At 72.7% G+C, this 25,875-nt stretch carries 24 protein-coding genes and 1 pseudogene; 9 read left to right on the forward strand and 16 right to left on the reverse strand.

Annotation, left to right across the window (positions count from 1 at the left end):
- Positions 1-7: 7 nt before the first annotated feature.
- From ACJ9NR_RS13370 to leuA, 3 genes are all read right to left on the reverse strand, one after another.
- Positions 8-2,089, reverse strand: coding sequence for an MMPL family transporter (locus ACJ9NR_RS13370; RefSeq protein WP_412487775.1), 2,082 nt, complete (start codon positions 2,087-2,089; stop codon positions 8-10).
- Positions 2,090-2,237: 148 nt separating this feature from the next.
- Positions 2,238-2,933 carry a TerB family tellurite resistance protein gene (locus ACJ9NR_RS13375; RefSeq protein WP_412487776.1) on the reverse strand — a complete coding sequence of 232 codons (696 nt, stop codon included), beginning with the start codon at positions 2,931-2,933 and terminating at the stop codon, positions 2,238-2,240.
- Between the two features lie 183 nt (positions 2,934-3,116).
- The gene (leuA, locus tag ACJ9NR_RS13380; RefSeq protein ID WP_412487777.1) at positions 3,117-4,847 is read right to left on the reverse strand and encodes a 2-isopropylmalate synthase; all 1,731 of its coding nucleotides are present in this window, start codon (positions 4,845-4,847) and stop codon (positions 3,117-3,119) included.
- Between the two features lie 322 nt (positions 4,848-5,169).
- Here leuA and ACJ9NR_RS13385 point away from each other — a divergent pair, with 322 nt between their 5' ends.
- The 4 genes from ACJ9NR_RS13385 to ACJ9NR_RS13400 all read left to right on the forward strand — a co-directional run bounded on the left by ACJ9NR_RS13385 (position 5,170) and on the right by ACJ9NR_RS13400 (position 9,174).
- Positions 5,170-6,240: a M4 family metallopeptidase gene (locus tag ACJ9NR_RS13385; RefSeq protein WP_412488822.1), complete on the forward strand. Its 1,071-nt coding sequence runs from the start codon at positions 5,170-5,172 to the stop codon at positions 6,238-6,240.
- A 21-nt stretch (positions 6,241-6,261) separates the two neighbouring features.
- Complete coding sequence (locus tag ACJ9NR_RS13390; RefSeq protein ID WP_412487778.1) at positions 6,262-6,528, forward strand: protealysin inhibitor emfourin; 267 nt, start codon at positions 6,262-6,264, stop codon at positions 6,526-6,528.
- A gap of 67 nt (positions 6,529-6,595) precedes the next feature.
- Positions 6,596-7,918, forward strand: a complete 1,323-nt coding sequence (locus tag ACJ9NR_RS13395) for a GH1 family beta-glucosidase (protein WP_412487779.1) — start codon at positions 6,596-6,598, stop codon at positions 7,916-7,918.
- Entirely contained in the window at positions 7,915-9,174 is a 1,260-nt protein-coding gene (locus tag ACJ9NR_RS13400) for an MFS transporter (RefSeq protein WP_412487780.1), read from the forward strand. Before ACJ9NR_RS13395 ends, ACJ9NR_RS13400 begins: the two co-directional genes overlap by 4 nt.
- Positions 9,175-9,184: 10 nt before the next feature.
- On the opposite strand, the gene ACJ9NR_RS13405 is transcribed toward ACJ9NR_RS13400, so the two are convergent.
- Positions 9,185-10,039, reverse strand: a complete 855-nt coding sequence (locus ACJ9NR_RS13405) for an NAD-dependent epimerase/dehydratase family protein (protein ID WP_412487781.1) — start codon at positions 10,037-10,039, stop codon at positions 9,185-9,187.
- 136 nt (positions 10,040-10,175) lie between these two features.
- Here ACJ9NR_RS13405 and ACJ9NR_RS13410 point away from each other — a divergent pair, with 136 nt between their 5' ends.
- On the forward strand, positions 10,176-11,033 hold the full coding sequence (locus tag ACJ9NR_RS13410; protein WP_412487782.1) for a helix-turn-helix transcriptional regulator: 858 nt from the start codon (positions 10,176-10,178) through the stop codon (positions 11,031-11,033).
- Here ACJ9NR_RS13410 and era read toward each other — a convergent pair.
- A complete protein-coding gene (gene era / locus ACJ9NR_RS13415; RefSeq protein ID WP_412487783.1) occupies positions 11,013-11,966 on the reverse strand; it encodes a GTPase Era in 954 nt (317 codons plus the stop codon). The genes ACJ9NR_RS13410 and era overlap by 21 nt on opposite strands.
- Positions 11,967-12,161: 195 nt before the next feature.
- On the opposite strand from era, the gene ACJ9NR_RS13420 reads away from it, so the two are divergent.
- Together ACJ9NR_RS13420 and ACJ9NR_RS13425 are read left to right on the forward strand one after the other, a co-directional pair.
- Positions 12,162-13,472 (forward strand): ammonium transporter, encoded by a 1,311-nt coding sequence (locus tag ACJ9NR_RS13420; protein ID WP_412487784.1) that lies wholly within the window; start codon positions 12,162-12,164, stop codon positions 13,470-13,472.
- The gene (locus tag ACJ9NR_RS13425; protein ID WP_412487785.1) at positions 13,469-13,807 is read left to right on the forward strand and encodes a P-II family nitrogen regulator; all 339 of its coding nucleotides are present in this window, start codon (positions 13,469-13,471) and stop codon (positions 13,805-13,807) included. Before ACJ9NR_RS13420 ends, ACJ9NR_RS13425 begins: the two co-directional genes overlap by 4 nt.
- On the opposite strand, the gene ACJ9NR_RS13430 is transcribed toward ACJ9NR_RS13425, so the two are convergent.
- From ACJ9NR_RS13430 to ACJ9NR_RS13475, 10 genes and pseudogenes are all read right to left on the reverse strand, one after another.
- Positions 13,701-14,714, reverse strand: a complete 1,014-nt coding sequence (locus tag ACJ9NR_RS13430) for a WxL protein peptidoglycan domain-containing protein (protein WP_412487786.1) — start codon at positions 14,712-14,714, stop codon at positions 13,701-13,703. The two genes, ACJ9NR_RS13425 and ACJ9NR_RS13430, sit on opposite strands and share 107 nt — an antisense overlap.
- Before the next feature lie 57 nt (positions 14,715-14,771).
- A complete protein-coding gene (locus tag ACJ9NR_RS13435; RefSeq protein ID WP_412487787.1) occupies positions 14,772-16,088 on the reverse strand; it encodes a beta-xylosidase in 1,317 nt (438 codons plus the stop codon).
- Positions 16,089-16,240: 152 nt separating this feature from the next.
- The gene (locus ACJ9NR_RS13440; protein ID WP_412487788.1) at positions 16,241-16,720 is read right to left on the reverse strand and encodes a hypothetical protein; all 480 of its coding nucleotides are present in this window, start codon (positions 16,718-16,720) and stop codon (positions 16,241-16,243) included.
- A gap of 208 nt (positions 16,721-16,928) precedes the next feature.
- On the reverse strand, positions 16,929-17,282 hold the full coding sequence (locus ACJ9NR_RS13445) for a cytidine deaminase (protein ID WP_412487789.1): 354 nt from the start codon (positions 17,280-17,282) through the stop codon (positions 16,929-16,931).
- Positions 17,283-17,426: 144 nt separating this feature from the next.
- Positions 17,427-17,786 (reverse strand): MmcQ/YjbR family DNA-binding protein, encoded by a 360-nt coding sequence (locus ACJ9NR_RS13450; protein ID WP_412487790.1) that lies wholly within the window; start codon positions 17,784-17,786, stop codon positions 17,427-17,429.
- Positions 17,783-19,090: a hemolysin family protein gene (locus ACJ9NR_RS13455; RefSeq protein WP_412487791.1), complete on the reverse strand. Its 1,308-nt coding sequence runs from the start codon at positions 19,088-19,090 to the stop codon at positions 17,783-17,785. Before ACJ9NR_RS13455 ends, ACJ9NR_RS13450 begins: the two co-directional genes overlap by 4 nt.
- Positions 19,087-19,584 (reverse strand): rRNA maturation RNase YbeY, encoded by a 498-nt coding sequence (ybeY, locus tag ACJ9NR_RS13460; RefSeq protein ID WP_412487792.1) that lies wholly within the window; start codon positions 19,582-19,584, stop codon positions 19,087-19,089. The genes ACJ9NR_RS13455 and ybeY overlap by 4 nt, the downstream gene beginning before the upstream one ends.
- 29 nt (positions 19,585-19,613) lie before the next feature.
- A complete protein-coding gene (locus ACJ9NR_RS13465) occupies positions 19,614-20,687 on the reverse strand; it encodes a PhoH family protein (RefSeq protein WP_412487793.1) in 1,074 nt (357 codons plus the stop codon).
- 141 nt (positions 20,688-20,828) lie between these two features.
- Entirely contained in the window at positions 20,829-21,974 is a 1,146-nt protein-coding gene (locus ACJ9NR_RS13470; protein ID WP_412487794.1) for a carbohydrate kinase family protein, read from the reverse strand.
- A 194-nt stretch (positions 21,975-22,168) separates the two neighbouring features.
- Positions 22,169-22,519, reverse strand: a pseudogene (locus ACJ9NR_RS13475) (beta/alpha barrel domain-containing protein); the annotation flags it as partial.
- Between the two features lie 120 nt (positions 22,520-22,639).
- On the opposite strand from ACJ9NR_RS13475, the gene ACJ9NR_RS13480 reads away from it, so the two are divergent.
- On the forward strand, positions 22,640-23,425 hold the full coding sequence (locus ACJ9NR_RS13480; RefSeq protein ID WP_412487795.1) for an IclR family transcriptional regulator: 786 nt from the start codon (positions 22,640-22,642) through the stop codon (positions 23,423-23,425).
- Between the two features lie 231 nt (positions 23,426-23,656).
- Positions 23,657-24,847 (forward strand): MFS transporter, encoded by a 1,191-nt coding sequence (locus tag ACJ9NR_RS13485; RefSeq protein ID WP_412487796.1) that lies wholly within the window; start codon positions 23,657-23,659, stop codon positions 24,845-24,847.
- 4 nt (positions 24,848-24,851) lie between these two features.
- Here ACJ9NR_RS13485 and ACJ9NR_RS13490 read toward each other — a convergent pair whose 3' ends face one another.
- On the reverse strand, positions 24,852-25,862 hold the full coding sequence (locus ACJ9NR_RS13490) for an adenosine deaminase (RefSeq protein ID WP_412487797.1): 1,011 nt from the start codon (positions 25,860-25,862) through the stop codon (positions 24,852-24,854).
- Positions 25,863-25,875 lie beyond the last annotated feature (13 nt).

The raw sequence follows: 25,875 nt of genomic DNA on the forward strand, positions 1-25,875 counted from the left end.
CCGCGCATCACACCGGCTCGGGCTGCCGCTCGGAGCGCGCCGGCCGCGGTTCCCGCGACAGCCGCCCCGGCCACCACACCTTCCGGCGCAGCAGCACGCTCGCCGTCGTCACCAGGTAGGTGCGCACCAGGAAGGTGTCCAGCAGCACGCCCACCGCGATCACGAAGCCGAGCTGGACCAGCGCCACCAGCGGCAGCGTCGTCAGCACGGCGAAGGTCGCGGCCAGGACGACGCCCGCGGAGGCGATGACCCCGCCGGTGGTGCGCAGCGCGGTGAGCGCCGCCGTCTGCGGTTCGCCGCCCGCGAGGGACTCCTCGCGCATGCGGTGCATCAGGAAGATGCCGTAGTCGACGCCGAGTGCCACCAGGAAGACGAAGGAGAGCAGGCCGAGCCCGGAGTCGGTGCCCGCGAAGCCGAGCACCGGGCCGAACACCAGCCCGCCGATCCCGAGGGCGGCGCCCCACACGGCGACCACCGCGACGAGCAGCATCAGCGGCGCCACGAGACTGCGCAGCAGTCCCACGAGGATCACGAACACGGCGGCGAGCACGAGCGGCACGACGACGTCGCGGTCCCGGGCCTGGCTGTCGGCCAGGTCGAGCTGCTGGGCGCTGGGGCCGCCGACGTGGGTGCCGTAGGTGTCGTCGAGCCCGGCGCGCAGGGCCTCGATGGTCCGCGTCTCGCCCGGCGACTCGGGGGCGGCGGTGGCGAAGACGGAGATCTCCGTCCAGCCGGAGCCGCTGCGGCCGGGCACCGCCTGCGCGACCCCCTCGGTGCCGCGGGCCCCGGCCAGCACGGCGCCGGTCTTCGCGGTGGGGGCGATGACGGTGATCGGCTGGCTGCTGCGCCCGGGGTAGGCGCGGGCGAGGGTGCGGCCCGCGGAGATCGACTCGGGCCGCTTGGTGAAGGCGTCCTCCTGCTTGAGCGTGCCGGGCAGGCTGAGCGCGCCCAGGGCGAGCGCGCCGAGCAGGACGGCTCCGAGGGTGAGCACGGCGGCGGGGCGGCGGGCGGCGGAGCCGCCCATCGCCGCGAACAGCGACCGCCGCGCCCTGGGCGTGCTGCCGAACGCCGGGATCACCGGCCAGAAGACACGGCGGCCGAGCAGGACCAGCAGGGCGGGCAGCAGGGTGAGCATCGCGACGAGCGCGGCGAGCACGCCCACCACGCCGACCGGGCCCATGCCGCTGCTGCTGTTGAGGTCGGCGGCGAGCAGGCACAGCAGTCCGGCGGCCACGGTGCCGGAGGAGGCGAGGACGGCCGGGCCGCAGCCCTTCAGCGCCGCGCGCATGGCGTCGTAGGGGCGCTGGTGGCGGCGCAGCTCCTCGCGGTAGCGGGAGATCAGCAGCAGGGCGTAGTCGGTGCCCGCGCCGAGGACGAGCACCGTCATCACACCGCCGCTCTGGCCGGTGATGGTGACGCCGAGGCCCTCGTGCAGCCCGTACGCGGCGGCCATCGCCAGGCCGGCGGCGACCCCGGCGCTGGCGAGGGGCACCAGCCACAGGAAGGGGCTGCGGTAGATGAGGATCAGCAGGGCGGTGACGACGCCGAGGGTGGCGTAGAGCAGCGTGCCGTCGATCGAGCCGAACACCTTGCTCATGTCGGCGTTGAGTGCGCCCGGCCCGCCGACCTCGGCGCTGAGCCCCGCACCGCCGTCGGCGATGTCCCGCACGCCGTCGACGAAGGCGTCCCGCGCCTTGTCGTCCTGGCCGGGCCGGGTGCTGGAGACCGGGTACATGAGCGTGCTGCCGTCGCGCGACGGCACCGCCCTGGGCGTGTCCGTCAGCGGGTACCTGGCCCCGATCTCGGCGACCTGCGCGCCCGCCTTCCGCCGGTCGGCGGCGGTGAGGCCGCCGTCGCGGTGGTAGACGAGCACCAGGTCGGTGGCCTGGCCGCCCGGCAACTCGTCCTGGATGCGGGCCACTTGGGTGGAGTCGGCACTGTCGGGCAGATAGTCGACGGACCGGTTCTGCTGCACGTCGCCGAACTTCCCGGCGAACGGTCCGGCGAGCACCAGGGCCGCCAGCCACAGGCCGAGCACCACCCAGGGCACGGCACGCCGCCCCCCTGTTCGCGTCCTTGCGGCCCCCATGGACGGGCCTCCCTCCGGTCGGGATGTCTGGGTCGTCTCCAGACTCCCGGCGCGCGGGGGCGGCTTCGTCGGGCGTGCGGGCGAGTTGCGCGCTACTGCCGCGGGCGGCCTCGCGGCGGCATTACTCCCGCGGGAGTACGCGGAAGCATCAGGACGGCGTACGCGCCGCCGCCAGCAGCCGCGTCACGTCGTCCGCGCAGATGGTCAGGGCCGCCCCCACCGTGCTCAGGACGTCACGCTCGGCGGGCGTGTAGGGCCCGTCGGCGAGCGCGATCCGGGCCCCCTGGAGCAGCACCGACTCACGGCCGACGGCGGCCAGGTGCGGGGCGAGCGGGTCCAGTGCCTCGTGCAGCTCGATGGCGAGACCGGCGCCGCTGGGCTCGCCGAAGATCCGGCCGGTGTCGGCGGCCAGCGCCTCGACGAGCGCGCTGAGCTGTTCCTCGGTGCAGTCGTCGAAGCCCGCCGCCCGGACCGCGCCGGCGGCGGTCTCCAGGGCGGTGCGCGAGCAGGTGCCGCCCGCGGTCAGCACCGCGAGGGCGACCGTGTGCACGGCGTCGCGGAGCATCGCGGAGAACCGCATGGTGGTGGGGCGGTCGAGGGCGTCGGTGCCGAAGTGGGCGCGGCAGGCGGCGCATTCGACGACCGGCGCGGTCTCGCCGCGCGGCAGCACGGGCACGCCCAGGACGACGAAGCGACGGTGGCCCGTCAGGCGCTGGTAGTTGCGGTCGCCTCCGCAGCCGGGGCAGAAGAACTCGCCGTCCCCGACGGGTGTCCACGCGGTGCGGGTGCCCAGCAAGCGCGCAGGCCTGGCGGCTCGGCCGTTTCGTCCCCGTACTGGCAGCACGTCGCACCTCCTCACCGCGCGGCCTCATCGCCGCACTGGCGTGATGTTAGCCACATCCGTGAGCCGTAGTCAGTACCCCGGACGAGACCTTTCCGTGACCTCCACGAACAGATGGCCGATAAACGACGGCGCCCCGGCCGCCGTGCAGGGCGGCCGGGGCGCCGGAAGGGCCCGGTCGGAGCGTCAGCGGGCGGCCCGGTTGACGGCGGAGACGACCGCCTTCAGCGAGGCACGCGTGGTGTTCGCGTCGATCCCGATGCCCCACAGGACCTTGCCGTCGATCGCGCACTCGATGTAGGAGGCGGCCTGTGCGGAGGCGCCCTCGCTCATCGTGTGCTCCTGGTAGTCCAGCAGGCGTACGTCGATGCCGACGGACTGCAGCGCGTCGAAGAAGGCCGAGATCGGACCGTTGCCGGAGCCGGTCAGGACGGTGTCGGCGCCGTCGACGGTCGCCTCCACCGTGAGGGTGTCCACACCGTCGGTGTCGGTGGTCGACTGGCCGTTGTTGACCTGGATCCGGCCCCAGGGGTTCTCGGGGTTCGGCAGGTACTCGTCCTGGAAGACCGCCCAGATGTCGGCGCCGGTGATCTCGCCGCCCTCGGCGTCCGTCTTGGCCTGGATCAGCTTGGAGAACTCGATCTGCATCCGGCGCGGCAGGTCCAGCTTGTGGTCGTTCTTCAGGACGTAGGCGATGCCGCCCTTGCCGGACTGCGAGTTGACGCGGATGACGGCCTCGTAGGAGCGGCCGACGTCCTTGGGGTCGATCGGCAGGTACGGCACCGCCCACTCGATGTCGTCGACGGTGACGCCCTTGGCGGCCGCGTCGGCCTCCATCGCGTCGAAGCCCTTCTTGATGGCGTCCTGGTGGGAGCCGGAGAAGGACGTGTAGACCAGGTCTCCCACGTACGGGTGACGCGGGTGGACCTCCATCTGGTTGCAGTACTCCCACACGCGGCGGATCTCGTCGATGTCGGAGAAGTCGATCTGCGGGTCGACGCCCTGCGAGAACAGGTTCATGCCCAGGGTGACCAGGTCGACGTTGCCGGTGCGCTCGCCCTGCCCGAACAGGCAGCCCTCGACGCGGTCGGCGCCGGCCATCACGGCCAGCTCGGCGGCGGCGACGGCGGTGCCGCGGTCGTTGTGCGGGTGGACCGACAGCACGACGTGCTCACGGCGCGAGAGGTTGCGGTGCATCCACTCGAAGCGGTCCGCGTGCGTGGAGGGGGTGGAACGCTCCACCGTGGCGGGCAGGTTGAGGATGATCTCGCGGCCCGGGCCCGGCTGGTAGACGTCCATGACCGCCTCGCAGACCTCCAGCGCGAAGTCCAGCTCGGTGTCGGTGAAGATCTCGGGGCTGTACTGGTAGCCGAACGTCGTACCGTCAGCCTCGGGGCCCAGCAGCTTCTCCGCGTACTCCATCACCAGGCGCGTGCCGTCGACGGCGATCTGCTTGATGTCGTCCTTGGAGCCACGGAAGACGACCCGGCGGAAGACCGGCGCGGTGGCGTTGTACAGGTGGACGTTGGCGCGCCTGGCGCCCTTCAGCGACTCCACGGTCCGCTCGATCAGGTCCTCGCGGGCCTGCGTCAGTACGGAGATGGTGACGTCGTCGGGGATCGCGCCCTCCTCCTCGACGATGGAGCGCACGAAGTCGAAGTCGGTCTGGCCGGAGGCGGGGAAGCCGACCTCGATCTCCTTGTAGCCCATCTTGACCAGCTGGTCGAACATCCGGCGCTTGCGCTCGGGCGACATCGGGTCGATCAGGGCCTGGTTGCCGTCGCGCAGGTCGGTGGAGAGCCAGCGGGGGGCGACGGTGATCCGCCGGTCCGGCCAGGTGCGGTCCGGGATGTCGACCTGCTCGTAACGGCCGTACTTGTGGATCGGCATGGTGCTGGGCTGCTGGCGGTTCGCCATGATTGCGGGGCTCCTCGAGGTGTCCGGAAGGACGGCCGACGACGCAACGCGAAGCTCCGCGGGGAGGGAGTCGACCTGGACTACAGGCCCTCGCCGCGGCAGCTAAGAAGAAGCAGCCCGAAACGCATGATGCTCCGCATGCTAGCCGAGCCCCTTCGGACGCGGGGCGCCGTATCAGTATGCGGGACCCGTCTCATGAATCGGGCAAAACGTGCGCCATACCACTTCGTCACGGAGCGTGCGGACGGCTGTCCCCATATTTCACCAATCATGGTTGCGGGTAGTGACAGCGAAATGACGCAGTGCAATGGTTCCGGGCATGATGAAGACCAACGGGGGCTTCGAGCCCGTCTTCTGCACCGTCGTACCTCCGCACATCCTCGACAGGCTGGCCCAGCACGAGGACCCCGCGCTCGCCGCGAGCGCGCGCAGGACACTGGAGCACGACGCCTACGAGCGCACCCACCGCCGGATGACCACGGTCATCGGCGCCCCGGCCGTCGCCCCGCCCGCAGGCGCCGCGGCCGACCAGCCGCACCGCACCGTCTACGACGCCCGCCACCACACGGACCTGCCGGGCAGGAAGGTCCGCCAGGAGGGCTCGGAGCCGGGCAGGGACGCCACCGTCAACCGCGCCTACGCGGGCCTCGGCGCCACCTTCGAGCTGTATCTGAAGGCGTACGAGCGCCACTCGATCGACGGCGGCGGCCTGCCGCTCGACGCGACGGTCCACTTCGACAACGACTACAACAACGCCTTCTGGAACGGCGAGCAGATGGTGTTCGGCGACGGTGACGGCCAGATCTTCCTCGACTTCACCATCCCGATCGACGTCATCGGCCACGAGCTCACCCACGGCGTCACCCAGTACACGGCCAACCTCACCTACTTCGGCCAGCCCGGCGCCCTGAACGAGTCGCTGTCCGACGTCTTCGGCTCGCTGATCAAGCAGTACACGCTGGGCCAGACCGCCGCCGAGGCCGACTGGCTCATCGGCGCGGGACTGCTCGCCCCGCGCGTCACCGGCAAGGCGCTGCGCTCCATGAAGGCGCCGGGCACGGCGTACGACGACGACGTCCTCGGCAAGGACCCGCAGCCCGCCACGATGGACGACTTCGTGCGCACCGGCCGCGACAACGGCGGCGTGCACATCAACTCCGGCATCCCCAACCACGCCTTCTACCTGGCCGCCGCGGCCCTGGGCGGCCACGCCTGGGAGAAGGCGGGGCAGGTCTGGTACGACGTCCTGACCGGCGGCGAGCTGAAGAAGGACGCCCTGTTCGCGGACTTCGCCAAGCTCACGGTCGCGGCGGCGAGGGCCCGTTTCAGCGAGGGGGATGAACTTCAGGCCGTCCTGAAGGCCTGGGAGCAGGTCGGGGTGCGGACCTCGTAGTTCCGTACTAGACACGGACCCATGCGTATTCGAGTGAGGCGCACGGGCGGATTCGCGGGCATCGAGCGGCAGGCGGAGGTGGACACCTCGACACGGCCCGACGCCGGGGAGTGGCACGCCCTGGCCGAGCAGGCCGTGGCCGGGGGCCACAGCAAGCCCCCGGCCGGTGTTCCGGACGGGTTCAGCTACGAGATCACCGTGGACGGCAGGACGTTCTACGCCGCGGATCCCCAGCTCACCGAGGAGCAGCGGACGCTGGTCTCCAAGGTGCTGAAGGAAGGAGCCTGAGCTCGGCCAACAGGTCGTCCATGCGCGGGCGTTGACTTCCGTTACCGGAGGTAAGGATGATCCGCGCATGGCGACTGAAGCGTTCGGCGCGGCGAAGGCGATGCCCCGTTTCCCGGCCGGGTTCCTGTGGGGCGTGTCGACCTCGGCCCATCAGATCGAGGGCGCGGCGGACGAGCGCGAGCCGTCCGTGTGGGACGCCTTCACGGACGGGCCGGGACGGGTGAAGGACGGTTCCACGGCGGCGGTGGCCTGCGACCACTACCACCGCTACCGCGAGGACGTGGCCCTGCTGGCCGGCCTCGGTGTCAACGCGTACCGCTTTTCGGTCTCCTGGCCGCGGGTGCGCTCCGAGGGCGGCCTGGAGTTCTACGACCGGCTCGTGGACGAGCTGTGCGCGGCGGGCGTACGGCCCGTCGCGACCCTCTTCCACTGGGACCTGCCGGTCACGCTGGACTGGCTGGAGCGGGACACCGCGGCCCGGTTCGCGGAGTACGTCTCGGCGGTCGCCGAGCGGCTCGGCGACCGGGTGCACAAGTGGATCACCCTCAACGAACCCGCGGAACACACCCTGCTCGGCCACGCGCTGGGCGCGCACGCGCCGGGCAGGCGGCTGATGTTCGACGCGCTCCCGGTCGCCCACCACCAGCTGCTCGCCCACGGCCTGGCGGTACGGGCCCTGCGCGCGGCCGGCGCCACGGACATCGGGATCGCCAACTCGCACGGCCCGACCTGGCCGGCCTCCCGGGAGCCGGCGGACGTGGAGGCGGCGGACTTCTACGACCTGCTGCTCAACCGGCTGTTCGCCGACCCCCTGCTGCTGGGCCGGTATCCGGAGGGGCTGGGCGAGCTGATGCCGGGCGACGTCGAGTCCGACCTGAAGGTCATCTCGGAGCCGGTCGACTGGTACGGCGTCAACTACTACGCGCCGACCCGGGTGGGCGCCCCGCAGGGCGCGGACATCGAGTTCGGCGGCCTCACCATCCCCGCCGATCTCCCCTTCTCGGTCCGGCGGATCGAGGGCGTCCCGGTCACGGACTTCGGCTGGCCCGTCGTCCCCGAGGGCCTGACCGAACTGCTCACCGGCTTCCGCGACCGTTACGGCGACCGCCTGCCGCCGGTCGTCATCACCGAGAACGGCTGCAGTTACGAGGGCATCGACGACCAGGACCGGATCGCCTACCTCGACGGCCATCTCCGCGCCCTGCACCGGGCGCTTCAGGCGGGCGTCGACGTGCGCGGCTACTTCGTGTGGTCGCTGCTGGACAACTTCGAGTGGGCGGAGGGCTACGCGCGCCGGTTCGGGCTCGTGCACGTGGACTTCGCGACCCAGGAGCGCACGCCGAAGGCGTCGTACGCCTGGCTGCGGGACGTGCTGCGGGCGCAGAGATGACCTCCCTGGAGCGGGCGGCCCCGGCGGCGCTCGCCGAGCCCGTCACACCGGTCGGACGGGGCTGGACGGCCTCGCTCGCGCTCGCCAACGGGGCGATCTGGGTGGGCTGGTACGGCCCGCTGCAGATCCTGCTGGCCTCCCAGGCGAAGGACTTCGCTCCGGGCTCCGGCATGTCCAAGGAGACGATGCTGGCCTGGGTGACGGGCGCCGGCGCCGCGGTGTCGCTGGCCGCCAACCCCTTCTTCGGCGCGCTCTCGGACCGCACCACCTCCCGCCGGGGCCGCCGTACGCCGTGGATCGTGGCCGGGGCGGCGGGCGGCGCCCTGTCGCTGCTGCTGCTCGCGGGCGCGGGCGGGGTGTGGACGATGGCGGCGGGCTGGTGCCTGGTCCAGCTCACCCTCAACGCGGCGTTCGCGGCGGTGACGGCGGCGGTGCCGGACCGGGTGCCCCGGCTGCAGCGGGGGTCGGTGGGCGGCTGGCTGGGCGCCGCCCAGATCCTCGGGGTGGTCGGCGGGACGGGACTGGCGACGGTGGCCGGCGGCGTCGGGGCCGGGTACGCGGCGTGCGCGGTGTTCACCGTGGTGGGCGTGGTGCCGTACGTCGTCCGGTACGAGGACCTGCGGCTGGCACCGGCGGACCGGCCGCCCTGGTCGTGGCGCAGCTTCCTGGCCGGGTTCCGGCTGAGCCCGCGGCGGTATCCGGACCTGGGCTGGGCCTGGCTGACCCGCTTCCTGATCAACCTCAGCAACGCCCTCGTCCTGCTGTACCTGCTGTACTACCTGCGGGACCGGCTGCACTACGGCGACCCGGACCGGGGCGTGCTGGTCCTGACGGCCGTCAACGGCGTGACCCTGCTCGCCACGGTCGTCGTGGGCGGCGTGTGGTCGGACCGCACCGGACGCCGCAAGCCGTTCGTGATCTGGTCGGGCGTGCTGATGGCGGCGGCGACGGCCGCGCTGGCGGGCTGGCAGACCTGGCCCGGCGCGGTGGTCGCGGCGGCGGTCCTCGGCGTCGGCTTCGGGGTGTTCACCTCCGTGGACTTCGCGCTGATGACGGACGTCCTGCCGAAGGCCCTGGACCGCGGCAAGGACCTGGGCGTGATCAACGTGGCCAACGCCCTGCCGCAGGTCGCGGCGCCCGCCCTCGCCGCGCCGATCGTGACGTACCTGGGCGGCTACCGGGTGCTGTACCTGGTGGCGGCCGTGATCGGTCTGGCGGGGGCGGTGCTGGTGGGGCGGATCAGGGGCGTGGAGTGAGGCCCCTCGGCTACAGCGCGCCGGCGTCCCGGGCCGTCCAGACGCTCGGGTAGATGGGCCGGAAGCCCAGTTCCCGGCGGATGCGCCGGTTGGACATGATCCCGTGCCACGGGTCGGGGTCCGTGTTCCCGTACAGCGCGTCGGGCACCTCCACGCCGTTGAGCCCGTACAGCTCGACCGTGGTGACGGGGGCGTCGTCGGCGATGTTGTAGATCCGGCCGGCGATGCCCGGGGCGTACAGCAGCCGCATCAGGCCCTGGGCGACGTCCGCGTGATGGGCCATCTGCAGGCGCTGGTGCGGCGCCCACCTCGGGGCCCAGGCCATGACGTCGGCGAGGTGCGGGTCGCCCTCGCCGTAGACGAAGGGGAGCCGGCCGATGCGGACGTCCAGGCCCTCCATCGCGAGCAGTTCACGCTCGGCCTCGGCCTTCGACTCGGGGTAGGCGCCCCACATCCGGCCGCCCGGCCGGCTCTCGTCCTCCTCGGTCAGCGGGCGTCCCCGTCCGGTGCCGTAGACGTTGCCCGTGCTCACCTGGACGAAGCGCGCCACTCCGGCGTTCTGCGCGGCCCGCCCCAGCGCCACCGCCGCGTCCCGGTTGACGGTCCACGCCTCCTCGTCGGGCACGCCGCGGAAGGAGGCCGCGACGTTCACGACGGCGTCCACTCCGGCGAGCGCCTTGCCGAGCGTCTCCTCCTCGCGCAGGTCCCCCACGGCCACCTGCGCGCCCAGCTCCGCGAACCGCTCGCCGCGGGCCGCGTCCCGCACCAGGACGCGCACCTGCTCCCCCGGCTGCCGCTGCGCCAGCAGCCTCGGCACGAAGCGCCGCCCGACCTGCCCCGTCGTACCGGTCACCAAAGTCAGCATGCTGTGCTCCTCACGCACTGGATCTCCTGTCGTCGGTGACCAGCCTCGGCGGACCGGACGCCGGGCGGGAGAGACCCCTTCGTCAGGGGATCGGCAGTCCCTGGATAAGCCGGCCGGCCTCCCGCACCCTGGAGAGGTGAACCGAGCCGAACTCGCCGACTTCCTGCGTCGCGGCCGGGCCCGCCTGGACCCCGCCGACGTGGGCCTCACGGCCGGGGCCCGCCGCCGTACGCCCGGGCTGCGCCGCGAGGAGGTGGCCCAGCTGGCCGGCATGTCCGTGGACTACTACACGCGGCTGGAGCAGTCCCGGGGCCCGCGCCCCTCGCGCCAGATGCTCTCCGCCCTGGCCCGCGCGCTGCGGCTGACCCAGGACGAGCGCGACCACCTCTTCCACCTCACGGGCGAGGAACCGCCACGCCGTACGGCGACGAGCACACATGTGCGCCCGGGGCTCCTGCTGGTCCTGGACCGGCTGCACGACTGCCCGGCGCTGGTGGTGACCGACTGCGGCGAGGTGCTCGCCCAGAACGCGATGTCGCGGGCGCTGAGCGGGGACGCCCTCGCCCGCCCGCCGCGCTGGCGCAACATGCTGCGCCGCTTCTTCCTGGACCCCGCGGCCCGGGAGCTCCTGCCGCCCGAGGACCGCCCCGAGCGCGCACGCGAGCAGGTGGCCGACCTGCGCGCGGTGGCGGCGGCCCGTCCCGGGGACCCGGAACCGGCCGCGCTGGCCGCCGAGCTGCGCGCCGGGAGCGAGGAGTTCGCCCGTCTCTGGGACGAGCACGGGGTCGCCGTCCGGCGCGCCTCGACCAAGCGCTTCCGGCACCCCGTGGTCGGCACCCTCGAACTCGACTGCGAGGTCCTGGTCAACTCCGACCACAACCAGCGGCTGGTCGTCCACACGGCCCGCCCGGGCACGGAGTCCTACGAGCGGCTGCGGCTGCTGCGGGTGGTGGGCCTGCAGGACCTGAGCCCGTCAGAAGCCGAGACGCCGTAGCTGCTTGGGGTCGCGCTGCCAGTCCTTCGCCACCTTCACATGCAGGTCGAGGAAGACCGGCGTGCCGAGCAGCGCCTCGATCTGCTTGCGGGACTTGATCCCGACGTCCTTCAGCCGCTTGCCCTTGGGGCCGATGACGATGCCCTTCTGGCTGGAGCGCTCGATGAAAAGGTTGGCGTGGATGTCGAGGAGCGGGCGGTCCGCGGGGCGGTCCTCGCGCGGCAGCATCTCCTCGACCACGACCGCGATGGAGTGCGGCAGCTCGTCGCGCACACCCTCCAGCGCCGCCTCCCGGATCAGCTCGGCCACCATGACGAGTTCGGGCTCGTCCGTGAGGTCACCCTCCGGGTAGAGCGCCGGCCCCTCGGGAAGCAGCGGGATCAGCAGGTCGGCGAGCAGGCTCACCTGCTTGTCCCCCACCGCCGACACCGGCACGATCTCCGCCCACTCGAACCCGAGTTCCTTGCCGAGCCGGTCGACCGCGATCAGCTGCTCGGCGAGGGCCTTGGAGTCGACCAGGTCGGTCTTGGTGACGATCGCCACCTTCGGCGTCTTCCTGATCCCGGCGAGCTCCTTGGCGATGAACCGGTCGCCGGGCCCGATCTTCTGGTCGGCAGGCAGGCAGAAGCCGATGACGTCCACCTCGGCCCACGTGGTGCGCACGACGTCGTTCAGCCGCTCCCCCAGGAGCGTCCGCGGCTTGTGCAGCCCCGGGGTGTCGACCAGGATGAGCTGCGCGTCCTCCCGGTGGACGATGCCCCGCACGGTGTGCCGGGTCGTCTGCGGCTGGTTGGCGGTGATCGCCACCTTCTGCCCGACCAGAGCGTTCGTGAGGGTGGACTTGCCGGCGTTGGGGCGGCCGACGAAGCAGGCGAAGCCGGCCCGGTGGACGGTCTCGCCGGACGCTTCGGATGACTGGGTACGAACGCTCATGCCCCTCATTCTCCCTGATCCACCGGGCCCCGCCGTACCACGCCCCGCGCGCCCCCGCCGCGGTGAGCTTTCCGAAACCCTCACGCAACGAAACACCACGGAAACACACCCGTGCACAACCGGAAACGCGGGCCGGTGACGCTTCGACGAGCCCCCGCCCCGAGGGGACCCGCCCCCACCCCGACGGAGACGCCCGTGACGCTCGCCGCCCCGCACGCCGACACCGGCGACACCGCCTGGCTGCTCGCCGCCACCGCCCTGGTCCTGCTGATGACCCCGGGCCTGGCCCTCTTCTACGGCGGCATGGTCCGCACGAAGAGTGTCCTGAACATGCTGATGATGAGCTTCGTGTCGATCGCCCTGGTCACGGTGGTCTGGCTGGCCGGCGGCTACTCGCTCGCCTTCGGCGACGACATCGGCGGCGGGCTCATCGGCGGCCTGCGGCACGCGGGGATGGCCGGCATCGGCCCGGGCAGCCTGCACGGCACCGTGCCCACGCTGCTGTTCGCGACCTTCCAGCTGACCTTCGCGATCATCACGGCCGCGCTGGTCAGCGGGGCGATCGCGGACCGGGCGAGGTTCTCCGCCTGGCTGGTCTTCGTACCCGTCTGGGCGCTGCTCGTATACGTTCCCGTGGCGCACTGGGTGTGGGGCCCGGGCGGCTGGGTGCTGGACCGTCTCGGCGCGCTCGACTTCGCCGGCGGCATGCCGGTCGAGATCACCTCCGGCGCCTCGGGGCTGGCGCTCTGCCTGGTCCTGGGCCCGCGGCTCGGTTTCAAGAAGGACGCGATGCGCCCGCACAACCTGCCCATGGTGATGACGGGCGCGGGTCTGCTCTGGTTCGGCTGGTTCGGCTTCAACGCGGGTTCGGCCCTCGGCGCCAACGGCCTCGCCGCGGCCGCCTTCCTCAACACCCTCGCCGCCGGCTGCACCGGCCTGCTCGGCTGGCTGTTCGTGGAGCAGAAGCGCGACGGCCACCCCACCACCCTGGGCGCCGCCTCCGGCGCGGTCGCGGGCCTGGTCGCGATCACCCCGTCCTGCGGCTCGGTCTCGCTGCTCGGCGCGCTGGTGGTCGGCCTCGCCGCCGGTGTCGTCTGCTCGTACGCGGTGAGCTGGAAGTTCCGGCTCAACTACGACGACTCGCTGGACGTCGTCGGCGTCCACCTCATCGGCGGCGTCATCGGCACGCTGCTGATCGGCGTCTTCGCCCAGAAGGCGATGACCGGCGGCACGGAGGGTCTCCTCTACGGCGGCGGGCTCGCCCAGCTGGGCAAGCAGCTGGTCGGCGTGCTGGCCGTGGCCGCGTACGCCTTCCTCGTGACGTACGGCCTGGGCAAGGTCATCGACAGGACGATGGGCTTCCGGGCGAGCGAGGAGCACGAGCAGGGCGGCCTGGACCTTACGGTGCACGCCGAGACGGCATACGATCACGGCGTCCTGGGCCACGGCGCCCCGGTCGGCTCCTCCGTCCTCTCCCCCGCTCAGAAGGCCAAGACCCAGGCATGAAGCTCATCACCGCGATCGTCAAGCCCTACCGCCTCGACGAGGTGAAGACCGCGCTGCGGGAACTGGGGGTGCACGGCCTGACCGTGACCGAGGCCAGCGGGTACGGCCGCCAGCGCGGCCACACCGAGGTGTACCGCGGCGCCGAGTACCAGGTCGACCTGGTCCCCAAGGCCCGCATCGAGGTCGTCGTCGAGGATCCGGACTGCGAGGCCGTGATCGACGCGATCGTCAGGGCCGCGCGGACGGGGAAGATCGGGGACGGGAAGGTGTGGGCCGTGCCGGTCGAGACGGTCGTACGGGTACGGACCGGCGACCGCGGCCCCGACGCGCTCTGACCGCCAGGACGGCCCCGGCGGCCACCGCCACCAGCAGCAGGGCCACGGCCACCGCCCACGGCACGGCGAGGAAGGACGCGCTCGCCGAGGCCCGGGTGTGCTCCGCGCTCGCCGTCAACTCCACCTTTCCCCAGTCGAGTCGGGGTGCGCCGCGCCACGGTTCGGTGAGGCGGACGCGCTGGCCGGGCAGCAGTTCGGAGGGTACGCGGGTCAGGTCGCGGGCGAGGAGTGTGCGGCCGAACAGGCCCTTCGCGCGCAGTTCCACCCTGGGGTCCAGGGTGACGTTGCCGGTGTTGTGCAGGGTGTAGGACACCGTCGCCGTGCTGTCGCCGAGGCCGGGGAGGAGGGGCTGGTGGTGGACGACATGGACGTTCTCCACGGCGATCGCGGGCACGGTCGGGCCGCCGACGCGGAGGTAGACGCGGGCGGCCACGGCGCGCCGCACCCCGAGCGCCAGTGAGCCGTCTCCCTTCTCGATCCGCTCGTCGAGCGCCACCAGCGCGCCCGCGTGGTCGCCGGGTTCGGCGCCCTCGGGCACCCGCAGGGTGAAGGGCACGGTGACCCTGCCGTGTGCCGGTACGGTCACCCGGGACTTCGCGGGCCGCGCCCAGGCACCGAAGCCGCGCTGCCGCTCCTGCGCGGTCCGCACCGCGAACCCGCCGTCGCGCGGGGTGTTGTAGGCGTCGGCGGCGTAGAGCCGGAAGGTGAGGGGCCCGCCGGTCTTGTTGGCGACGACGACCCTGTCCTCGATCGTCGCGCCGGGGTCGGCGGAGAGGTAGAAGTACGGGCGTGCGGCGATCTCGGAGGAGACCGGGTACACGGACCAGCTGCCGTTGTCCGCGGCGTGCGCGGGCGCGGTCAGGCCGGTCAGGAAGAGCGTCAGGAGCAGGGCGTACAGCGTGCGCATGGGTGCGGCCCCCACGTGGACGAGGTGTGGGACGGGCGGGTGCGGACGCCCGTACGGTCAGCTGAGCGTGAGGGTGAGGACGCCGGAGTAGGAGCCGGGAGGCGTGAACGCCGGTACGTCCAGGGAGAGCCGGGCGTCCGCGGTGAACTCGCCGCCGGTGAGCGTGCCGTCGGCGGTGGAGGCGAGCGTCGCCCCCGAGGAGCCCACGGTGCCCGCCGAGCCGGCCTCGCAGGTACTGGGGCTGCCCGCCTTGGTGGCGCAGGCGGGGGTCCAGCTCAGCTTCCCGGCATCGATCGTGGCGCCGGGTCCGGTGAAGTCGGTGACCTTGCCGGTGAGCGACCAGCCGGCCGGTCCGCCGCGGAAGTCCTTGACGGTGACCGTCTGCAGCGCGCCGGTCGAGGCCCCGCCCCTGCCGAAGTCGACCGCCGACAGCGCGACGGCGTCCCCGGCCTGGGACATGGAGAGGGTCCCGGCCTTCACGGTGGTCGTCAGCTTCTGGCTGCCGTCCGGGACGGGGGTGTTGTCGGTGACGGTGTAGACGGCGGGCCCGGCGCCCAGGGCGTCGCTCCACGCGCTGCCCTCGTAGGCCACGATCCCGGTCGTCGTCCTGTCGTTGACGGTGAGGGAACCGCTGATCTTCCCGTCGCCGCCGGCGGTGACGGTGGCCCGGTCCGCGGTCTGGTTGCTCCCGGAGCGTCCGGCGAGGGTCACCGTGGCGCCGGCGGTGAAGCCGCTGCCGCTGACGGTGACGCTGTCACCGGGCGCGCCGGAGGCCTTGCCGAGCTGGATGGCCCGGTTGTTGACCGGGGTGGAGTCCGTCGCCGTGATCGTCTCGGACGTCGGCGCGGGCGGGTCGGTCACCGTGCACGGGGTGTCCAGCTCCAGGATGTAGCTGGTGTGGATGTTGTAGTCGCCGGGCGAGAGGGTGATGGAGCCGGCGCCGGTGACCTTGAAGGTGCCGGTCATGGAGAACGACGGGAAGGCGCCGTTGCCCGGCACCGGATCGTTCTTCTTCGGGCCGGCGACCGTGACGGAGCCCGTCTGGGCGCCCCCGAGGGTGACCTTGCCGGTGGGCGTCATGATGTCGGCCGGCAGGGCGACGGCGGTGGGGTTGCCGGCGGCGGGCTTGGCGACCGTGTAGGTCACGGTGACGGTGTCGCCGACCTTCGGGCTGGTGTTGTCCACCGCGACGGAGGCCGTGGTGGTGCCGTCGATCGGCGGGATGCCCGCGACCGCGGGCGGGATGCAGTGCGTGGCGAAGTCCACGTTCGTGGCGGCGCCGGCCGGACAGGCCAGCGCGCCGCCCGCGGTGACCGCGAGCGCGGTCGCCCCGAGCAGAGACGCCCAGCGGCGTCTTCGGGTGGTCGGACCCATGGAGTGCCCCCTTCTCTGTGCGCTCACTGGGGGCATTGATGTGTGGATCGCGTGAGAAGTCAATGGAGGCGCCGAAATGAAGTGATGGGCCGTCAATTCCCGTGCGGGTGGCGGGAACTGACGGCCCATCGGCTGCGTGCGGACTGTGGATGTCAGTCGAAGACGAAGGGCCCGGGGGACTGCGGAGCCGTCGCGGTGCAGGTGATGGTGATGCCGAAGACGGTCATCTTCAGCGAGCCGCCGTAGGCGTCCAGGCTGTCACCGGGGGCGACGGTGCCCGAGAGGGGCCCGACGGTGACCGGGTCGCCGGCCGCCATGGCCGGGTTCCGCGTGCCGCTGAACGTGTCGGTGCCGCCGGTCGCGCCGTTCGCCATGGTGAGGGTGGAGGTGATCGAGTTCGCCGAGAGGGCGATCGGAGCAGTGATCGCGGACGACGTGAGGGTGAGCGTCGCCGACGTGCCGTCCTGGGTGGCCGTGAGTGTGGCGTCGCCCCCGCCGAAGGCGCCGCAGTCGGCGGTGATCGTCGCGGACTGGGGCGTCACGGCGAGGGCGCTGGGGGCGAACGCGAGCGAGGCGGCCGCGAGGGCCCCCACCGCCATGGCCGCACCGGTGCTGATTCGTCTGGCTCTCATGGGGATCCGGTTCCCTTCCCGTGTCTGGGAATTGCCATGTGGGGATGGTCGGGAGCGGTCCGGACGGCCCGTCGGGGGCGCGGTGCGGTACGCCGGGTGGGGTGCCAGATCAGAACTGACGAGCCGTCAGAACCACCGGTTCCATTGATGCGCGCGGGGCGGAGAAACGGCAAGGATGAATTCCGGACGACTCTGAAGCGGCCGGTTCTCAACCCGCAGTGACGGTGTCCCGGACCGTTCCGTCCGCCCCGGCCACCAGCACCGGGGTGCGCGGACCGCCCAGGTCCGCCACCGCGGCCCGGTCCTCGTCCGCGGCCGACCCGGCCTCGGTCACCACGGCCGCCGCCTCCAGGGACTTCGCCCCCGAGGCCACCGCCATCGCGACCGCCGCCCGCAGCGCGCTCAGCTTCAGCGACGGAAGATCGACGGTCCCTGCGACGTACGTACGCCCCGTCTCGTCCCGTACGGCCGCACCCTCGGGCACGGCGTTGCGGGCCCGCGCGGAACGGGCCAGGGTGACGATCTTGCGGTCCTCGGGGTCAAGCGTGCTGCTGTCGGTCATGAGCCGAGCATACGGAGCCCCGGGGCTGCCATCCGGCCACGGGGTGCTCCGCCCCGCGCCGGCCCGGCGGCCGGTCGCCTCCCGGAGGTGGCGGCAGGCGGGCCGACCGCGGCCACGGCGGTCGCCGCGGCGGCGCAGGCGCGCTCAGGGGCGGTCGAGCCGCAGCCGCTCCGCCCGCGGCAGACCGGCCACCACCAGGTCGTAGGAGTCCTCCACCAGCTCCCGGACCAGCCGGTCCGGCAGCGTGCCGTCGACGGTGACGGTGTTCCAGTGCCGCTTGTTCATGTGATAGCCGGGGACGATCAGGCCGGGGTGGTCGGTACGCAGCCGCACCGCGTCCTCCGGCTCGCACTTGAGGTTCACGGTGAGCGGCCTGCCGTCGAGCCGGCTCAGGGCGAACATCTTGCCCAGCACCTTGAAGACCGAGGTCTCCGGGGTGAACGGGAAGTCCTCCACCGCGGCGTTGAAGGACAGGCACAGCTCGCGCAGTTCCTCGGGGCTCACTCCTCCTTCGCCTCCTCCTCGGACGGGCCCGGTGGGGCCAGCGGCTCCACCAGCACGGTCACGATCTTGTTGCGGCGGCCCGACGCGGCCTCGGCGGTCAGGCGCAGCTCGCGGCCGTCGGGCAGTTCGACCACCGAGGACGCCTCGGCGATGGGCACACGGCCGAGGGCCTTGGCGAGCAGGCCGCCGACCGTCTCCACGTCCTCGTCGTCGAACTCCTCGAGGCCGTACAGCTCCCCGAGGTCGGTGATGCCGAGGCGGGCGGTGACCCGGTAGCGGTCCTCGCCGAGGTCCTCCACGGGCGGCAGTTCACGGTCGTACTCGTCGGTGATCTCGCCGACGATCTCCTCGAGGATGTCCTCGATGGTGACGATGCCGGCCGTGCCGCCGTACTCGTCGATGACGACGGCGACGTGGTTGCGCTCCCGCTGCATCTCGCGCAGCAGATCGCCGGCGTTCTTGGTGTCGGGCACGAAGGCGGCCGGGCGCATGGCCGTCGAGACGAGCTCCGACTCGGCGTCGCGGCTGATGTGCGTCTTGCGGGCCAGGTCCTTCAGGTACACGATCCCGACGATGTCGTCCTCGCTCTCACCGGTGACCGGTATGCGCGAGAAGCCCGAGCGCAGCGCGAGGGTGAGGGCCTGGCGGATCGTCTTGTAGCGCTCGATGACGACCAGGTCGGTGCGCGGGACCATGACCTCCCGCACCAGGGTGTCGCCGAGCTCGAAGACCGAGTGCACCATGCGGCGCTCCTCGTCCTCGATCAGCGACTCCTTCTCCGCGAGGTCGACCAGCGCCCTGAGCTCCGCCTCGGAGGCGAACGGCCCGCGGCGGAAGCCCTTGCCCGGGGTGAGCGCGTTGCCGATGAGGATCAGCAGGTTCGGGACCGGGCCCATGATCCGGGCCAGCGGCAGCAGCACGTAGGCCGCCACCGTCGCCGTGTTCAGCGGATGCTGGCGGCCGATGGTGCGCGGCGAGACGCCGACGGCGACGTACGACACCAGGACCATCACGGCGATCGCCACCAGCAGGGCACGGGTGGTGCCCGGGAACTCCTGCAGGCAGGCGTACGTCACCAGGGCCGCGGCCGCCATCTCGCAGGCGACACGGACCAGCAGCGCGACGTTCAGATAGCGGGTCGGGTCGGCCGCGACCTGGGCGAGCTTCGCACTGCCGCGCCGGCCGGAGCGCACGGCCTCCTCGGCGCGGAAGCTGGAGACACGCGCGAGGCCCGCCTCCGCGCAGGCGGCGAGCCACGCCACGACGACCAGGGCGATCGCGCCCGCGACGATCTGCGCACTCATGACACGGTCGGGGCCGGGGACGGGCCGGTCAGGCCCCTCTCCGCGCGCCAGCCGTCCACGATGGCCGCCTGCAGGCCGAACATCTCGGCCTTCTCGTCCGGCTCCTCGTGGTCGTAGCCGAGGAGGTGCAGCACCCCGTGGACGGTGAGGAGCTGGAGCTCCTCGTCCATGGAGTGCTGCGTCGGCGCCTCGTCGCCCTGCTTCTTGGCGACCTCGGGACACAGCACGATGTCGCCGAGGAGGCCCTGCGGGGGCTCGTCCTCGTCCTTCGACGGCGGACGCAGCTCGTCCATGGGAAAGGACATGACATCCGTGGGACCCGGCAGGTCCATCCACTGGACGTGCAGCTGCTCCATGGCGTCGGCGTCCACGACGATCACCGAGAGCTCGGAGAGCGGGTGGATGCGCATCCGCGCGAGCGCGTAGCGGGCGATGTCGAGGATCGCCTGCTCGTCGACCTCGGTGCCGGACTCGTTGTTGACGTCGATCGACATGCTGCTGCTCGGTCTCCCGCTTTCCAATGTCACGGCCCCTTGTGCCCGGACTGTCTGCCCCGGCCGCCCTTGTGGGTGCCGTTCTCGGTGCCGTGCCTGCTGTCGTACTTCTCGTACGCGTCGACGATACGGCCCACCAGCTTGTGCCGTACGACGTCGTGGGACGTGAGGCGGGAGAAGTGGACGTCCTCGACGCCCTCCAGGATCTCCTGGACCTGGCGCAGGCCCGACTTGGTGCCGCTCGGCAGGTCGACCTGCGTCACGTCACCGGTGATCACTATCTTCGAGTCGAAGCCGAGCCGGGTGAGGAACATCTTCATCTGCTCGGGGCTCGTGTTCTGGGCCTCGTCCAGGATGATGAAGGCGTCGTTCAGGGTGCGGCCGCGCATGTACGCCAGCGGCGCGACCTCGATGGTCCCGGCGGCCATCAGGCGCGGGATCGAGTCGGGGTCGAGCATGTCGTGCAGCGCGTCGTACAGGGGGCGCAGGTACGGGTCGATCTTCTCGTACAGGGTGCCCGGGAGGAAGCCGAGCCGCTCGCCGGCCTCGACCGCCGGGCGGGTCAGGATGATGCGGTTGACCTGCTTGGACTGCAGGGCCTGCACCGCCTTGGCCATGGCGAGGTAGGTCTTGCCGGTGCCCGCGGGGCCGATGCCGAAGACGACCGTGTGCTTGTCGATCGCGTCGACGTAGCGCTTCTGGTTGAGCGTCTTGGGGCGGATCGTGCGGCCGCGGGAGGACAGGATGTTCTGCGTCAGTACCTCGGCCGGGGTCTCCTGGCCGTCGCTCGTGCCGTTCTCGCTCGCCTTGAGCATGGCGATCGAGCGTTCCACTGCGTCCTCCGTCATCGGCTGTCCGGTGCGGAGCACCAGCATCATCTCGTCGAACACGCGTGAGACGAGGGCGACGTCCACCGGATCGCCGACCACGCTGATCTCATTGCCCCGGACGTGGATGTCGGCCGCCGGGAAGGCCGTCTCGATCACGCGCAGAAGGGAGTCGCCGGATCCCAGAACGGTGACCATCGGATGCTGGGCGGGCACGGTGAACGCGGCTCTCGCCTGCCCCTGCGCGGGGGTCTGAGCTGTGGGTGTCTGAGTCATGGGCCGGCTCGTAGGCCTTGCTCGTCCTCCTCGTTGCGGCGCGCTGGCCGCTCTGGCTGCCTGGCGGTTTCCAGGGTACGCCGGGGCGGTGACAAGCCCGTAGGACTTTTCCGTGCCCTGTGTTTCACAGGCCGGTGCCCGCTACGCGGACCGGAAGCCGATCGTCGGCACCGCCCGGCGCAGCGGCCACGGACGGGCTTCCTCCTCCGGTACCAGCGCCTGCAGGAAGGCGTACCGGCGCAGGGCGGCCGGGTCCTGGCCGGGCAGCGACCGCACCGTGCGCCACCAGGCGCCGATCTCGGACCAGCCCGGCGCGGACAGGGAGCCGCCGAACTCCTGCACCGACAGGGCCGCCGTGAGGCCCCCGAAGGCGAGGCGGTCGGCGAGCGGCCAGCCGGCGAGGGTGCCGGTGACGAAGCCCGCCACGAAGACGTCCCCGGCGCCGGTCGGGTCCAGGGCCTCCACGGCGATGGCGGGGACCTCGGCGGTCTCGCCGGTGCGCCGGTCCACCGCGTACGCGCCCTCGGCGCCGAGGGTGACCACCGCGAGCGGCACGTGTTCGGTGAGGGCGTGGGCGGCGGCGCGGGGGCAGGTGGCGCCGGTGTACCGCATCGCCTCCTCCGCGTTCGGCAGGAAGGCCTCGCAGTGCTCGAGGTCGGGCAGGCCGGCGAGGTCCCAGGCGCCGGTGTCGTCCCAGCCGACGTCGGCGAAGATGCGGGTGCCGCGGCTCGCGACCCCGGCGATCCAGGGGGCGCGCCTGCCGGGGGCGAGGGCGGCGATGGCGGCACGTGCGCGGGGCGTGCGGTCGTAGGCGCCGGCCTGGTCGAGCACGGCCTCGAAGGGCGGTTCGTGGCCGTGGGAGACCATCGTGCGCTCGCCCTCGTAGGCCATGGAGACGGTGACCGGGGAGTGCCAGCCGGGGATGGTGCGGGAGGTGGAGAGGTCGATGTGCTCGCCCTGCTCCAGCGCGTCCCAGCAGTACTCGCCGTAGTGGTCGTCGCCGAAGGCCGCGGCGAGGGAGGTCCTCAGGCCGAGACGGGCGAGCGCGGTGGCCATGTTCGCCACGCCGCCGGGGCTCGACCCCATCCCGCGCGCCCAGGACTCCGTCCCGCGCACCGGGGCGGAGTCGAGCCCGGTGAAGATGATGTCGAGGAAGACGGTGCCGGTGAGATAGACGTCCCAGGGCGGATCGTCCGGACCGCGCAGCGCCGCCAGGGGGTCGACCTGGGCCTGGCACTGCGGTCCTTCGGTGATGGGCGACGGTCCCTTCCCGGTGGGCGTGATCACGGTGCGCTCCCTGGCATGGTGCGGATCAGGCCAGTGTGCACCACCCCACCGACACCTCGCCGCTCCCGCCGCACCACCCCGGCGGGGGGCGACCGCGCTGACCCGCCGGGATCCGGACGCGCGTCGCCGCCGCGTCGCCGCGCTCGCGCCGGGTCAGGTCGCCGCCGGCCCACCGCCACCGGTCGGGGCGAGGTTCACAGGGAGGCTCCCACCAGGTCGAGTCCGGTGCTCACGAGGGCCTCGAGGTCCGCGAGGTCGGCGGGCGAGGGGTCGGTGAGCGGGGGGCGTACAGGGCCGACGGGGCGGCCGCGCAGCCGGGCCGCGGCCTTCACCAGCGAGACGGCGTACCCCGGCACGCGGTCGCGGAGTTCGGCGAACGGGACGTAGAAGCCGCGCAGCAGCCTCTCGACCGTGCCGGCGTCCTCGGCCGTCAGTGCCGCGAAGAAGGCGTCGGCGATCTCCGGGGCGAAGGCGTGCACGGCGGAGGAGTAGGCGCGGACGCCGACGGCCGCGTGGGCGCGGGCCTGGATCTCGGCCGTCACGGCGTCTCCCTCCGCTACCCGTCCAGCCCACTACCCGTCCAGCATGTCCATGTATGGAGACGTGGCTTATATATGCGAACGGAGGCGGTCAACGGTCCGGAACCGGCCGACTACCATCGCCCCATGTCGGAGACAGATGGCGGCGTCCGTGAGGTGAAGTCGGCCGCGCGGACGGTCGAGCTGCTGGAACTGCTCGCGGCACGCGGCGACCGGCCCGCGCGGCTCCAGGAACTGGCGAGCGAGCTGGGCGTGCCGCGCAGTTCGATGTACGCGCTGCTGCAGACCCTGATCGGCCGGGGCTGGGTGCGCACGGACATCACCGGCTCGCTCTACGGCATCGGCCTCCACGCCCTGCTCACCGGCACCAGCTATCTGGACTCCGACCCGCGGGTGCGCGTCGTGCGGCCCCATCTCGACGAGGCCTCCGACGCGCTGGGCGAGACGATCCACCTGGGCCGGCTGGACGGCCGGGACGTGGCGTATCTCGCGACCCGCGAGTCGCACGAGTACCTGCGCACCATCAGCCGGGTCGGGCGGCGGCTGCCCGCCCACGCGGGCGCGCTCGGCAAGGCCCTGCTGGCCGAGCGGGGCGACGAGGAGCTGCCCGAGGGGCCGTACGAGGCGCTGACCCCCCGCACCCGCACCGGCAGGGAGTCCCTCGCCGCCGACCTCGCCGGGGTCCGCGCCCGCGGGTACTCGATCGACCGCGAGGAGGCCGTCCCCGGCATCGCCGGCTTCGGCTTCGCGCTGCGCTACGAGACTCCCGCGCAGGACGCGATCAGCTGCTCGGTGCCGGTGGCCCGGCTGACGCCGGAGCACCAGGAGCGGATCGTCGCGGTGATGCGGGAGATCCGGCTGAAGATCGAGTCGAGCGCCCCGGGCGCGGGAGGCTCCGCGCACTGGCGTTAGCGCCCGCTCCCCGCGGGCCGGGGCCCGGTCCACCCGCCGCGCGGCCCGATGCGAGGCCCTCGTTTACCCGGTCTCCGGCACACCAAACAACATGTGCTCCACATCACACCTTCCGGGCTTCTTCCGCAAACCGCGTGCTTGATACAACTTGCTCGCGCGTTCCTGTCCGTCGACGGCCTGCGCCCACACCCCCTTCTTGTGCCGCTCCTTCCGCATGCCCTGGGAACGCCCGTGTTCGCCCCTCGCACCATCCCCTGGCCCCTCGTCGCCCTTTTCACGGCCGGGTACCTCGCCCCCTACCTGCTGCCCACCACCGTGGGCCGCCTCGAGGCCGGGCTGCCGCTGACCGCCACGCAGGCGGGTGCCGTCGGCAGTGCGCTGCTGCTGAGTTCGGCGGCGGCCGGCTTCCTGCTGGCCTCGCGCGTCGAACGGATCGGGGCCCGGACCCTGGCCCGCGCCGGACTCACGCTCGCCGCGCTCGGCTACGGCACCGCCGCGCTGACCCACTGCGTCCCGGCCGTCGTCCTCGGCGCGCTGGTCGGCGGTTTCGGATCCGGTACGGCGACGACGGTGGCCGCCGCCCGGATCGCCGCCCAGCCCGACCCGCACCGCACGACCACGGCCGGCCTGCTCGGCGTCTCCGCGCTCGCGGGCGCCGTGTACCTGGTCGTTCCGCACCTCGGCCCCGGCCACGGCGGGCCGCCGGCCGCGATCGCCCTGACCTCGCTGGCCGCCTGGCCGCTCACCGGCCGCCTCCCGCGGCGTACCGGCGTCCACCGGACCGCCCCCGGCGGCACCCGTCTCCCCCACGTCCGCTCCGGGCTGGTCCTCGCCCTCGCCCTGCTCTGCTGGTCCCTCGCGCAGAACTCCCTGTGGGGCGTCAGCGGCCGCATCGGCCTGGCGCAGGCGCACCTGCCGGAGGCCACCGTCGGCGTGGTCTTCGCGGCGGCGCTCGGCGCCGGGCTGCTGGGCCTGACGGTCGCGGGCGCGGTCGGGCCGCGGTTCGGGCGGGCCGTCCCGGTGGGTGCCGGTACCGCCGTCATCGCCGGCTGCGTCGTGCTCAGCGCGTCCGCGACCGACCTGACGACCTTCGCGGGCGGCGAGATCGCCTGGAACCTGCTCTACCCGGTGGTGCTGTCGTACGTGATCGGCCTGGCCGCCTTCCTGGACCCGCGCGGCCGCTGGGCGGTCCTGGTCGGCTCGGCGTCCTCGCTGGGCACGGCGGCCGGCCCGCTGACCGGCAGCGTCCTGGCCGCGCGGGCCGGCTTCACGGTGATGGGCGTCGTCCTCGCCCTCGGCCTCCTCGTGGTCGCCGTGCCGATGACGGCGGTCGCCCTGCGCGTGGGCCGGACCGCCCTCCCGGTCGTCGAGATCCCGGTGGAGACACCCCTGCCGATCTCCTACGACACCACGGCCGCCTAGCTGCTCAGTGCCCGGAGGCCGGTGTCTGGAACTCGTACGCCTCCACCTCCGCGAGGTACCCGGCCCGCCGCTCCTCGTCGTCCTCCAGGAAGGACGCGGCGAAGGAGTTGCGGGCCAGCTCGCGCAGACGGTCCTCGGACAGGCCCAGGGCCGCCGCCACGGCGGTGAAGTTGTCACCGGCGTAGCCGCCGAAGTAGGCCGGGTCGTCGGAGTTGACCGTGCAGAGGAGGCCGGCGTCGAGCATCGCGGGCAGCGGGTGGTCGGCGAGGGCGCCGACCGCGCGCAGCCGGACGTTGGACAGCGGACACAGGGTCAGCGGGACGCGGTCCCGGACCAGCCGCTCCACCAGCGCCGGATCCTCCATGCAGCGCAGCCCGTGGTCGACGCGCTCGACACCGAGCACGTCCAGGGCCTCGGTGATGTACTCCGGCGGGCCCTCCTCGCCGGCGTGCGCCACGCGCCGCAGGCCGAGCGCCGCGGCGGCCTCGTACACCTCGCGGAACTTCGCCGGCGGGTGTCCCACCTCGGCCGAGTCGAGGCCGACGGCGGTGATCCGGTCCAGGTACGGCCCGGCCGCCTCGAGGGTCTTCAGGGCCGACTCGGCGGGTTCGTCGCGCAGGAAGGACAGGATCAGCCGGGTCGAGACGCCGTGGTTCGCCTCGCTGCCGCCCAGCGCGCGCCACAGCCCGTCCACCACCGTGCCCATCGCCACGCCCCGCGCGAGGTGCGCCTGCGGGTCGAAGAAGATCTCCGCGTGCCGCACGCCCTGGGCCGCCGCGCGGGCGAGGTAGGCGTTCGCGAGGTCCTCGAAGTCCCGCTCGGTGCGCAGGACGGCCATGAGTTCGTAGTACAGGTCCAGGAAGGACCGGAGGTCCTCGAAGTCGTAGGCCGCGCGCAGCTCGCCGGTGTCGGCGTACGGCAGCTCGACGCCGTTGCGCGCGGCCAGCTCGAAGGCCAGCTCCGGTTCCAGGGTGCCTTCGATGTGGAGGTGGAGTTCAGCTTTGGGGAGGGGCATCGAAGCATCGTAC

This window comes from Streptomyces sediminimaris (assembly GCF_047049295.1).
Taxonomy (GTDB): Bacteria; Actinomycetota; Actinomycetes; order Streptomycetales; family Streptomycetaceae; genus Streptomyces; species Streptomyces sediminimaris.